Below are 11,940 nucleotides of genomic sequence, written 5' to 3' on the forward strand. Positions count from 1 at the left end.
TCAGCCGCCTGCGCTCAGGTTCACCGCTGCGTACTTGCCGCGACGATCGACCTCGAGCTCGAACTCGAGCTTGTCGCCCTCGTTCAGCGTCGCCATGCCGGCGCGCTCAACGGCCGAGATGTGGACGAATGCGTCAGGCTGTCCGTCGTCGCGCTGGATGAAGCCAAAGCCCTTCATCGCGTTGAAGAACTTGACCGTACCGGTCGCCTTCTCGCCGGTGAGCTGACGCTGTGCGCCACCTGCACCACCGTCACGGTCGCGATCGCCACCACGGGGCGCGCCCGGGCCGGCATCACGGTCACGCGGCGGGCCGCGATCGGTGACGGCCATCGGCTCGCCGTCGATCTTCAGGTCGGTTGCCGAGATACGGCCACCGCGGTCGACGAGCGTGAAGCCGAGCGGCTGACCCTCGGCGAGCGCGACCATGCCGGCCTGCTCGACTGCGCTGATGTGGACGAACACGTCCTCGCCGCCGTCATCGCGAACGACGAAGCCGAAGCCCTTCTGTGCGTTGAAGAACTTTACGACGCCGGTGCCTTCGCCGACCACCTGGGGAGGCATGCCGCGACCACCGCCGCCGCCGCCACCGCCCGAGAAGCCGCCGCCACCGCCGCCGCCGCGGTAACCACCGCCGCCGCCGCCGCTGCCGCCACCGAAGCTGCTGCCGCCGCCGTAGCTGCTGCCACCGCCGCCACCGTAGCTCGAGCCACCGCCGCCGCCATAGCTGCTACCGCCGCCGCCGAACCGATCGCCGCCACCGCCAAAGCTGCTGCCGCCGCCGAACTCGTTGTCGCCGCCGCCGAAGCTGTCGCGCTTGTCGCGGCCACGCCCGCCACGGTTCCCGCGGCCACCTTTATCGAAACCCATAAGCTCTGTTCGTCTTCCCGGTTCGCCCGCAAATTTCTCAAAACCCTTGTGCCGGACGACGAACGCGGGTTTTCCAGCGCGAAACCTTTTGCGCCTTGAGGAGACCCTTAGCGCAAATTACAAGCCGTCGCGAATAGATTCTTGTCCTACGCCGCGCGATTTGGATCGATACTGGCGCAAGTGTCGCTTGTAAGCCACGGCTCGTCGCAGGTGCGCTAGGCGGGCCATCTTATCGCCCGATTCGACACCACTGCCTATGACTGGGCCATTGAGCGTTCAGCCGCGGACCGCTACGGCCACCGTCATGACAGTTTATCTCCACGAAGGCGACATCCCCGCCGATCTGTTCGCGGCCGGCGCCGCGATCGCCGTCGATACCGAGACGATGGGTCTGATCACTCCGCGCGATCGGCTCTGCCTCGTCCAGCTTTCGGACGGTGGCCCCGACGAGCATCTTGTCCGCTTCGCCGCGGGTGCCGGTTATGACGCGCCCAATCTGAAGGCGCTGCTGGCCGACCCAGCGCGCGTGAAGCTCTACCATTTCGGAAGGTTCGATATCGCCGCCGTCCAGCATTATCTCGGTGTCGTCGCGGCGCCGGTGTATTGCACCAAGATCGCCTCGCGGCTGGTGCGCACCTATACCGATCGCCACGGTCTGAAGGAACTGGTCCGCGAACTACTCGGCCAGGATATCTCGAAGCAGCAGCAATCGTCCGACTGGGGCAGCCCCGAGCTGTCCGACGCGCAGAAGGATTATGCGGCGTCCGACGTGCGCTTCCTTCACCGGTTGCGGACCGAGCTCGACAAGCGACTGATTCGCGAAGGCCGGATGGAGCTCGCGCAGGCGTGCTTCGACTTCCTGCCGACCCGCGCCGCACTCGATCTCGCCGGCTGGCCCGAAATCGACATTTTCGCGCACGCTTGATGGACGTTCCGCCGCCCTCACCTGTCGCCCGCCGCGCACGCACCGCGCGGCAGGACTGGGCCGCGCCCGGTGGCAGCCACGATCGATTCGTGGCAATCGCGCGCGTCGCGCTGCCGACCGCGATCGGCGTGCTGGCGGCGTTCCTGGTGATGGCGCCGCTGACCGCGGGCGGCGACGTGTCGTTCCTGCTCGACAAGAACAAGGTCGACGTCGCGCAGGAGCGGATGAAGATCCAGTCCGCGCGCTATCGTGGCGAGGATTCGAAGGGCCAGTCGTTCACGCTCGATGCGAAGTCGGCGATCCAGAAGAGCTCGGCCGAACCGATCGTCCAGCTCAATCAGCTCGCCGCGCAGATCCAGCTGACCGATGGCCCCGCCAACATCAAGGCGAACACCGGTCGCTACGACATGGACACCGAGAAGGTACAGCTGTTCGGCCCGCTCAACGCGACCGCGGCGGGCGGCTACGACCTGAAGACCACCAACGCGACGATCGACATGAAGGCGCGCACGCTCGAAAGCGGCGGTGCCGCGACCGGCACCGTTCAACAGGGCACGTTCAGCGCGAACAAGCTGCGTGCGAACCTGGAGGAGCGCACCGTGACGCTCGATGGCAATGCGCGCTTGCGGATCATCCCCAGAGGGCCGAAATAGCCGCCATGCGCGCCACCCACATCCTTGCCGGCCTGTCCGCCCTGCTGCTGTCCACGACCGCGGTCGCGCAGCAGCCGCACAATTCCAACGCTCCGATCGATTTCGGCGCGGATCACATCGAGCTGCAGGACAAGGCGAACCGCGCGCTGTTGACCGGCAACGTCGCGGTCAAGCAGGCCGAGATGACGCTGAACTCGGCGCGGATGACGGTCGCGTATACCGGCCAGGTGATCGGCGGAAACCCGCAGGTCTCGCGGCTCGACGCGTCGGGCGGCGTCACGGTCAGGCGGCCAGACCAGACCGCCAAGAGCCAGTACGCGATCTACGACCTCAACAAGCGCGTGATCACGATGCTCGGCGCCGTGACGCTCAACCAGGGCGGCAACGTCGTCAATGGCGGGCGCCTGACGATGAATCTCGACACCGGTCGCGCGGTGATCGACGGCTCGTCGGTCGGTGGCAGCACGGGCGCGACCACCGGTGGCGGCACGGTGACGCAGTCGGGCGGACGCGTGACCGGCACCTTCTCGGTCCCCAAGCGCAACTGATCGCTCGAGCGTGTCCGCGGGGGCTTCCCTCCGGCGGCGCGCTCATGCATGTTTCCTGCCAACCTCTTGCCGCCAACCTCCAGCCGGAGCGCCGGCAACTGACTTTTGCGAGGGCCTGATCCCATGGACGCCACCACGCTGCCCCCGATCGAAGCCGTAGAACCGATCTCGGAGCCGCCCGTCAGCAACGGACTTCAGGTCGTCTCGATCGCCAAGTCGTACGACAAGCGCGTCGTGCTGACCGACGTGTCGGTTTCGGTCGGGCGCGGCGAAGTGGTCGGCCTGCTTGGCCCCAACGGCGCGGGCAAGACGACCTGCTTCTATTCGGTGATGGGGCTGGTGAAGCCCGATTCGGGCCGAATCATGCTGGACGGCGAGGACATCACGAAGCTGCCGATGTACCGGCGTGCGATCCTCGGCCTTGGCTATCTGCCGCAGGAAACGTCGATCTTCCGCGGGCTGACGATCGAGAAGAACATCCTCACCGTGCTGGAGCTGTCCGAGCCGGACAAGGCGGCGCGCCAGCGGAAACTCGATACGCTGCTCGAGGAGTTCGGCCTGACCCGGCTGCGGGCGGCACCGGCGATGGCGCTGTCGGGCGGCGAGCGGCGACGTGCGGAAATCGCGCGCGCACTGGCGGCGGATCCGTCGATCATGCTGCTCGACGAGCCGTTCGCGGGCATCGATCCGATCTCGATCGCCGACATTCGCGACCTGGTGAAGGACCTGAAGCGGCGCGATATCGGAGTGCTGATCACCGACCACAATGTCCGCGAGACGCTCGAAATCGTCGACCGCGCGTACATCATCTATGACGGCCGGGTGCTGTTCTCGGGCTCGCCGGAAGAACTGGTCGCCGACGCCAATGTCCGCCGCCTGTATCTCGGCGAAGGCTTCTCGCTTTAAGCTTATGCCGCCCTCCCTCCCAGCCCCCACCTCCACCCGTCATCCCAGCGAAAGCTGGGATCTCCCGGTGAGGGCGCGCGCTCTGATCGTGGGAGACCCCAGCTTCCGCTGGGGTGACGGCATTGGGTTGTTGGGCGCGTTATGGGTGGCTCCCGCATGAGCCTCGCCCCTCGCCTGGACATCCGCCAGTCGCAGTCGCTGGTGATGACCCCGCAGCTCCAGCAGGCGATCAAGCTGCTGGCGCTGTCGAACCTCGAGATCGAGGGGTTCATCGCCGAGGAAGTCGAGCGCAACCCGCTCCTCGAAGCCAGCGCGGCCGAAGACAGCGACGCCCCCGACCGCGAACCCGCCCCCGAAGTCCGCGACGAACGCGTCGCCGCCGACGAACTTGTCGCGGGCACGGGTAGCGGCGACGAACCGACACTCGACGTCGACTACGCCACCGAAAGCCACCAGCAGGACAGCGTCGCCGACGGCGGCAGCGGGATGGACGGCGCGCTCTCGATGACCGGCGTAAGCGCGGGCGGTGCGGGCGGCGAGGACGGCCCCGATCTCGACGCGTTCGCCGAGACCAGCCTCAGCCTCGCGGATCACCTGCTCGCGCAAGCCGGGCCCGCAATTCCGCACGAAGACGCGTTCATCGCCGCGCATCTGATCGACCAGATCGACGAGGCGGGCTACCTGACCGTGTCGCTGCTCGACATTGCCAACCGGCTCGGTGTGCCGCTGGTCCGCGTCGAGGTGGTGCTCGCGACGATCCAGACGTTCGACCCGACCGGCGTCGGCGCACGCGATCTTGCCGAGTGCCTTGCATTGCAGGCGCGCGAGGCGGATCGTTACGACCCCTGCATGGCGCGGTTGATCGACAATCTCGACCTGCTCGCGCGTGGCGAACTGACTCGGCTCAAGCGGATGTGCGACGTCGACGACGAGGACATGGCCGACATGATCCGCGAGCTGCGCGGCTATGATCCGAAGCCCGGCTGTCGCTATGGCGGCGAGCCGTCGCAGTCGGTGACCCCCGACCTGTTCGTGGCGCGGACGAAAGCAGGCTGGGCTATCGAGATCAACGCGTCGACTTTGCCGCGCGTGCTGGTCAACCGGAGTTATTACACCGAGTTGTCGGGCGGGCAGCAGGACAAGGCGTCGAAGGCGTGGCTGTCGGACTGCCTCGCGAGCGCGAACTGGCTGGTGAAGGCGCTCGACCAGCGCCAGCGGACGATCATCAAGGTCGCGACCGAGATCGTGAAGCAGCAGGAGGCGTTCTTCCTGAAGGGCGTCGCACATCTCCGCCCGCTGACGCTGCGCCAGGTGGCGGACGCGATCGAGATGCACGAATCGACCGTCAGCCGCGTGACGAGCAACAAATACGTCTCGTGCGCGCGCGGGCTGTACGAGCTGAAATACTTCTTCACGAGCGCGATCCAGTCCGCGGACGGCGGCGAAGCGGTATCGGCGCAGGCGGTGAAATCCGCGATCAAGGCGCTGATCGATACCGAGGGTGCGAAGATCCTGTCGGACGATACGCTGGTCGAGTTGCTCAACGCCAAAGGCTTCGACATCGCGCGGCGGACGGTCGCGAAATACCGCGAGGCGCTGGGAATCGGCAGTTCGGTGCAACGCCGCCGGGCGAAGGCGCTGGAGGGGGTTCGGTAGGCATCGAACGGCAGCCCGCAGGACCACCCCGGCGGAGGCCGGGGCCCAATTGGGAAGGTCTAAGTAACGACACGGAACGCCCGTCAGCTATGCCCCCCACTTTGGCCCTGCCCTTCGCCGGGGTGGCGTACTCAGGAATGGCTCAGTTCGGAACCTGCCCCGCGTCCCCCGCCCCCGAAACACTCGCGCCACCCGGCGGCGTTGCGCTCCGCGCCTCGCCGATCGCCTGATCGTACCAGCGTGCCAGGTCCGCCTTCATCTGGTGTAACGCCTCGGGGTTCAGATACGTCATGTGCCCTGCTGGATAATAGCGAAACGCCAGATTCCGCTGCCGTGACGGGTCGAGCATCATGTGCCCCAGATCGTTCTCGGTCCCGAAGAACGGCGTCGCCATGTCGTAATAGCCGTTCATCGACAGCACGTTGAGATACGGATTCTCGCGCATCGCCGCGGCGAGATCGACCGCGGTGTTGGGGTTGTTCTGCGACTGGCCGCCGCGGCCCGGCGCGTCGTGCTTCCAGTTCCACGTCCAGCCCGGCGCATCGCGCGCGCTGAGGCGGTAGGGCATCTCGGTCTTGTAGCCGAGCGTGTGCGTCACGTAATCGTTGAACGTCGCGATGAACGCGCCGGCGATCGCAGTGTCCGACGCGTCGGTCTCGGGCCGCTCGCCCGCCGCGTCGGTGTCGACGCCGGTGTAGCGCGAATCGAACCGCCCGAGCGTCAGCCGCTGATCGCGCAACAGCTCTTTCTGGAACCGCGCGAGGTCGATGCGGAGGTTGGCGCGCTTGATGAAGTCGGGCGAGATGCCGATCAGCTGGCTCATCCGGGTGGCGACCGCGTCGCGCTCCGCATCCGAAATCGTCTGCCCCTTCGACAGCGCCGCCGCGTACGGCCCGGTCGCGAACGCGCGCGCCTCGGCGACGATCGTCGCGACGTCGGCGGGACGGTTCTGCAGGCGGTTGTGATACCAGGCGCTCGCCGCATAGCTCGGCAAGTAATTGAGGTAGATCTCGTCGAGCCCCGGCTGACGGTAGCCGTAGTTCATGATCGACGACAGCAGCACGACGCCGTTCAGCGCCATCCCGCGATCCTGCAACTGGTAGGCCAGCGCCCCCGAGCGGGTGGTGCCATAGCTCTCGCCGAACAGGAACTTCGGGCTGTTCCAGCGGCCGTATTTGGTGGCGTAGCGCAGGATGCCCTTGGCGAACGCGTCGGCATCCTCGTCGACGCCGTAGAAGGCGGACGGCTTGGTATCGCCGAGCGGCCGCGAATAGCCGGTGCCGACCGCGTCGAGGAACACCATGTCGGTCTTGTCGAGCAGACTGTCGGGGTTGGGGCCGAAGTCGTACGGCGCGGGCTTGATGTATTCGGGGTTGGCGGTGCGCAGCCGGACCGGCGCGAACGAGCCCATGTGCAGCCAGAAACTGGGGGACCCCGGCCCGCCATTGTAGAAGAAGGTCACCGGGCGCTTGGTACCCGGCTTCACGCCGTCGAGCGTGTAGCCGGTGTAGAACATGCTCGCGGTCGGCTTGCCCTCGGTATCGCGCAACGTCAGCGTGCCGACGGTGGCGGTATAGCCGAGCGACCGGCCGCCGACGGTGACGCGACCCTTCGACTTGACCTCCTGCTCGGCGACCGGCGCGTTGGCGTAATCCGCCTCCGCCTCGGCCTTCATCCGATCGGCGTTGCTCTCCGACTTGTCCTTCTTCGGCGCGTCCTGCGCCATGGCAGTGGTCGAGAGCGCTAATACCAACAGAGCGGCGAACTTGGTCGAACGGGCCACGGAATATCCTTGCGACAGAAGCAATGCCCTATCCTGCCGCAGCCTCCGCAAAGCGCAAGGCCTCAGTCGTCCTCATCCTCGAACCCGACCAGCGCCAGCGCGCGCGCCTTGATCTGGCGAGTCATGCACCAGTGGACCAGCGCATCCTCGCGGCCGTGCGTCACCCACACTTCCTGCGGCGCGATCTCGGTCAGCGTCGTGGTCAGTTCGTCCCAATCGGCATGATCGCTCAGGATCAGCGGCAGTTCGACGTTCTTCTGGCGCGCCCGCCCGCGCACGCGCATCCAGCCGCTCGCCATCGCGGTGATCGGATCGGGCAGCCGCCGCGACCAGCGATCGTTGAGCGCGCCGGGCGGGCACATCACGACATGCCCGGCCATGTCCGCCTTCTTCGCGTCCGCCACCGGGAGCAGTTCGCCGAGCCTGACGCCGTGTTCCGCATACAGGTCGCACAGCTTTTGCAGCGCGCCGTGGATGTAGATTGGCGCGTTGTGGCCACGCTCACGCAGTTCGGCGATCACGCGCTGCGCCTTGCCGAGCGCATAGGCGCCAACGACGACGCAGCGATCGGGGTTGGCGTGCAGCGCGGCGATCAGCTTGTCGATCTCGTCGCCCGTGTCGGGGTGGCGGAACACGGGCAGGCCGAACGTCGCCTCGGTGATGAAGACGTCGCATTTGACGGGTTCGAACGGCGTGCAGGTCGGGTCCGCGCGGCGCTTGTAATCGCCCGAGACGACGATCCGCTCGCCGCGATAATCGAGCACGATCTGCGCGGAGCCGAGGACGTGGCCGGCGGGGACGAAGCCGATATCGACTTCCCCCATCCGGATCGTCTCGCCGTAGGCAACGGGGTTGCCGGCCTGCGGACCGTAGCGCGCGTCCATGATCGCCAGCGTTTCCGGCGTGGCCCAGACCGCCTCATGACCGCCACGCGCGTGATCGGCGTGACCGTGCGTGACAAGCGCCTTCGCGGTCGGGATCGAGGGGTCGATCCACGCGTCGATCGGCTTGACGAGGATGCCGTGCGGATGCGGTTCGAGCCAGTCGCCGAGTTTTGCCATGCGGGAGTAACGCGTGACGTCGGCGTGCGGTGCCGTCGGCAGCGTATGCACCGCCTTACGTCGTCATTCCCCCGCCATAGGGGGATCGGTCAACGCCGTCCGCCGATCTTTATCGTCGCGAGGATCGCGTCCATCCGTGCCGCGGCTACCGCCTGCGGCGGCGCATTCCGGCCCGCGGGCGCCGCCGCCTTCACCGCATAGGTGACGCGGTCGATCGCGTAGCAGGCGCCGTTGATGACGCTGCGGAAGTTGGTCGCGTTGACCTGCTGGCTCATGCCGGCGTCGCCATTGGTGTAGACCGTCCAGCGATGGCCGCCAAGCATGCGGTTCGGCAAGCGCTTCGCATGCCCCGAGACCAGCCCTTCGGTACCGCAGGTCGCGACCACGGCCGCGCTGCGGCTGAAGCCGACCTGGATCATCTCGGTCACCTGGCCCTGGCCATCGGTCGGCTTGGCGACCTCCCAGAAGCGGACGATGCCGACGCCGCGCCCGACCGGGGCGCCATCCCACATCTGTCGCCAGCCGCTGTTCATCAGCGGCCGGCCTGCGAAATTGCGCGTCGGCGTCAGGCTGGAGGCATAGGATAAACGGACCATGCCGCCCCCGCCGACGAACGACTTGCTGGCGGCGGTGGCATTGGCGAACGGCAAGAGTGCGAGCAACGGCAGGGGCAGGAGATAACGAAAAAGCGACACCGATCGTCTTTCACAACAGAGCTTTAGCCAAAGTGGCGGTCGTTCCGCACGCGGTCCATAGCGGTGCGGCGCGACGCCCCCATATGACGACGATGCGTGAACAGGCCGTGAGCGACCTTCCCCTTCCCTTGGAAAACTGGTTCGCGTCGCGCGGTTGGCGGCCGCGGCGGCATCAGCGCGAGATGCTGGCGGAGGGGCGCGCGGGGCATCATGCCCTGCTGGTGGCGGCGACCGGCGCGGGGAAGACGCTCGCCGGGTTCCTGCCGACGCTCGCCGAACTGATCGAGGCGCCGACGACGGGTCTGCACACGCTCTACGTCTCGCCGTTGAAGGCGCTGGCGGTCGACGTGCAGCGCAATTTGCTGACGCCGATCGACGAGATGGGCGTCGATATCCGCGTCGAGACACGGACCGGCGACACCCCCTCGGATCGGAAAGCGCGGCAGCGGATCAAGCCGCCGCAAATCCTGCTGACCACACCCGAATCATTGTCGCTGCTGCTCAGCTATCCCGACAGCATCACGATGTTCGAGAACCTCCGCACGATCGTCGTCGACGAGGTTCACGCGTTTGCGACCGGCAAGCGCGGCGACCTCTTGTCGCTGTGCATGGCGCGGTTGCAGACGATTTCGCCGGGAATGCGCCGCGTCGCGCTGTCGGCGACGGTAGCGGATGCGGACGGCTATCGTGCGTGGCTCGCGCCCGATGGCGATATCGATCAGGTCGCGATGGTCCGCGGCGAGCCCGGCGCGGATCCCAATATCGCGATCCTGCTGCCCGAGGGCCGCGTGCCGTGGTCGGGCCATTCGGGCCGCTATGCCGCCGCGCAGGTGATGGCCGAGATCGAGGCGCACGAGACCTCGATCGTGTTCTGCAACACGCGTAGCCTGGCCGAACTCATCTTCCAGGATCTGTGGAAGGTGAATTCGGGCAATCTCCCGATCGGCGTCCACCACGGCAGCCTGGCGAAAGAGGCGCGGCGCAAGGTCGAGAACGCGATGGCCGAGGGGAAACTGCGCGCACTGGTCGCGACGTCGAGCCTCGATCTGGGCGTCGACTGGGGCAATGTCGATTGCGTGATCCAGATGGGCGCGCCGAAGGGATCGTCGCGGCTGTTGCAGCGGATCGGCCGCGCCAACCACCGGCTCGACGAATCATCGCAGGCGATCGTCGTGCCGGGCAATCGCTTCGAATATCTGGAGGCGCGCGCGGCGCTCGACGCGGTCGAGGCGGGCGAGCTCGATGCGGACATTTTTCGGGTCGGTGCGCTCGACGTGCTCGCGCAGCACGTCATGGCATGCGCGTGCGCAGCGCCGTTCCACGAAGCTGCGTTGCTCGACGAGATCCGCTCTGCCCTCCCCTATTCGGCGCTGCCGACCGAGACGTTCGAGCGCGTACTGCACTTCATCAGCGACGGCGGCTATTCGCTCAAGGCCTATGACCGGTTCAAGCGGCTCACGAAGGATGCGGACGGGACGTGGCGCGTCAGCCACCCCAAATTCATCGGCCAGCACCGGCTGAATGCGGGGATCATCGTCGAGGCGACGATGCTCAACGTGCGGTTCGGCAATGGCCGCGTGCTCGGCCGCGTCGAGGAGGCGTTCGCGGCGCAGTTGAGCCACGGCGACACGTTCTTCTTCGCAGGGCTGAGCCTGGAGGTGATGAAGATCGACCTCGAGGATCTGGTCGTCCGCGCGACATCGAAGCCAGCGCGCATCCCGACTTATGGCGGCAGCCGGATGCCGCTGTCGACCAACCTCGCCGACCGCGTCCGCGGGTTCCTTGCGCATCCCGGCGACTGGGCGCGCTTCCCCGACGACGTGCGCGAATGGTTGGAGATGCAGGCGTATCGATCGGTCATGCCCGAGCCCGGCCAGCTGCTGGTCGAGACGTTCCCGCGCGAGGGGCGGCACTACATGGTCGCGTACAGTTTCGAGGGGTGGAACGCACACCAGTCGCTCGGCATGCTGATCACGCGGCGGATGGAGACGCAGGGGCTGAAACCGCTTGGGTTCGTCGCCAATGACTATGCGCTGGCGGTGTACGGGTTGGAGAAGATCACCGACCCGGCGTCGCTGTTCTCCGCGGATATCCTCGAGCATGAGTTCGTCGAATGGGTGCAGCAGTCGCACCTATTGAAGCGCGCGTTTCGCGAGGTGGCGGTGATCGGCGGGCTGGTCGAGCGCCAGCACCCCGGCAAGCGCAAGACCGGCAAGCAGGTGACGTTTTCGACCGACCTGATCTACGATGTGCTGCGCAAGTATGAGCCGACGCATCTGTTGCTGGAGGCGGCTTGGGCCGACGCGCGCGCGCGGATGACCGATGTCGGGCGGTTGGCGTCGCTGCTCGATCGCGCCGCGGCGACGATGGTGCATGTCGATCTGGAGCGCGTGACGCCGCTGGCGGTGCCGGTGCTGACGCTGATCGGGCGGGAGAAGGTGGCGACGAACAGTTCTGACGATGCGTTGCTGATCGAGGCGGAAGCGATGATCGCGGATGCGATGCGGCCGGATTGAGGGGCGGCGGCCGCGCCCCTTTAAAGCACCACCCCGGCGAAGGCCGGGGCCCAGTTGGAAAGGTGGTCGTAACGAAGCGCCGCCCCCCATTAGCAACGCCCCCCAATTGGGCCCCGGCCTTCGCCGGGGTGGTGGCGTTTCAGCGGGACGTCCGTCCCTTACAACGACCGTTGCGTATACACAAAATCAGGCGCAGCATTTGCAGCATGCACAGGTGGCTAGCCCCTCTATTGCTAGGCATCGCCGCCCAGGCCAGCGCCCAGGACGCAGCGCCCCCGCGGCCAAATGCTGCACCCCCGACCAGTGCAGCATCCGCAGCAGACCCCGACC

At 66.9% G+C, this 11,940-nt stretch carries 10 protein-coding genes; 6 read left to right on the forward strand and 4 right to left on the reverse strand.

Annotation, left to right across the window (positions count from 1 at the left end; genetic code table 11):
* Nucleotides 1–867, reverse strand: coding sequence for a cold-shock protein (locus C8J40_RS20890; RefSeq protein WP_132734722.1), 867 nt, complete (start codon nt 865–867; stop codon nt 1–3).
* Nucleotides 868–1,171: 304 nt separating this feature from the next.
* On the opposite strand from C8J40_RS20890, the gene C8J40_RS03360 reads away from it, so the two are divergent.
* The 5 genes from C8J40_RS03360 (at nt 1,172) to rpoN (ending at nt 5,555) form a co-directional block, all read left to right on the forward strand.
* A complete protein-coding gene (locus C8J40_RS03360) occupies nt 1,172–1,792 on the forward strand; it encodes a ribonuclease D (protein WP_055881883.1) in 621 nt (206 codons plus the stop codon).
* Nucleotides 1,792–2,445, forward strand: a complete 654-nt coding sequence (gene lptC / locus C8J40_RS03365; RefSeq protein WP_132895752.1) for an LPS export ABC transporter periplasmic protein LptC — start codon at nt 1,792–1,794, stop codon at nt 2,443–2,445. The genes C8J40_RS03360 and lptC overlap by 1 nt, the downstream gene beginning before the upstream one ends.
* Before the next feature lie 5 nt (nt 2,446–2,450).
* Nucleotides 2,451–2,993: an LptA/OstA family protein gene (locus C8J40_RS03370; RefSeq protein WP_132895753.1), complete on the forward strand. Its 543-nt coding sequence runs from the start codon at nt 2,451–2,453 to the stop codon at nt 2,991–2,993.
* A 123-nt stretch (nt 2,994–3,116) separates the two neighbouring features.
* Entirely contained in the window at nt 3,117–3,899 is a 783-nt protein-coding gene (gene lptB / locus C8J40_RS03375; RefSeq protein ID WP_056474335.1) for an LPS export ABC transporter ATP-binding protein, read from the forward strand.
* 156 nt (nt 3,900–4,055) lie between these two features.
* On the forward strand, nt 4,056–5,555 hold the full coding sequence (rpoN, locus tag C8J40_RS03380; protein ID WP_132895754.1) for an RNA polymerase factor sigma-54: 1,500 nt from the start codon (nt 4,056–4,058) through the stop codon (nt 5,553–5,555).
* 142 nt (nt 5,556–5,697) lie between these two features.
* Here rpoN and C8J40_RS03385 read toward each other — a convergent pair whose 3' ends face one another.
* The 3 genes from C8J40_RS03385 to C8J40_RS20160 form a co-directional block, all read right to left on the reverse strand.
* Nucleotides 5,698–7,281 (reverse strand): peptidase S10, encoded by a 1,584-nt coding sequence (locus C8J40_RS03385; RefSeq protein WP_132895862.1) that lies wholly within the window; start codon nt 7,279–7,281, stop codon nt 5,698–5,700.
* A 119-nt stretch (nt 7,282–7,400) separates the two neighbouring features.
* Entirely contained in the window at nt 7,401–8,399 is a 999-nt protein-coding gene (locus C8J40_RS03390; protein ID WP_132895755.1) for a ligase-associated DNA damage response exonuclease, read from the reverse strand.
* 89 nt (nt 8,400–8,488) lie between these two features.
* Nucleotides 8,489–9,094: a hypothetical protein gene (locus tag C8J40_RS20160; RefSeq protein WP_165911351.1), complete on the reverse strand. Its 606-nt coding sequence runs from the start codon at nt 9,092–9,094 to the stop codon at nt 8,489–8,491.
* 92 nt (nt 9,095–9,186) lie between these two features.
* On the opposite strand from C8J40_RS20160, the gene C8J40_RS03400 reads away from it, so the two are divergent.
* Nucleotides 9,187–11,610 (forward strand): ligase-associated DNA damage response DEXH box helicase, encoded by a 2,424-nt coding sequence (locus C8J40_RS03400; RefSeq protein ID WP_132895863.1) that lies wholly within the window; start codon nt 9,187–9,189, stop codon nt 11,608–11,610.
* Nucleotides 11,611–11,940: the final 330 nt, after the last annotated feature.

The organism is Sphingomonas sp. PP-CC-3A-396 (genome assembly GCF_004343105.1).
Classification (GTDB): Bacteria; Pseudomonadota; Alphaproteobacteria; order Sphingomonadales; family Sphingomonadaceae; genus Sphingomonas.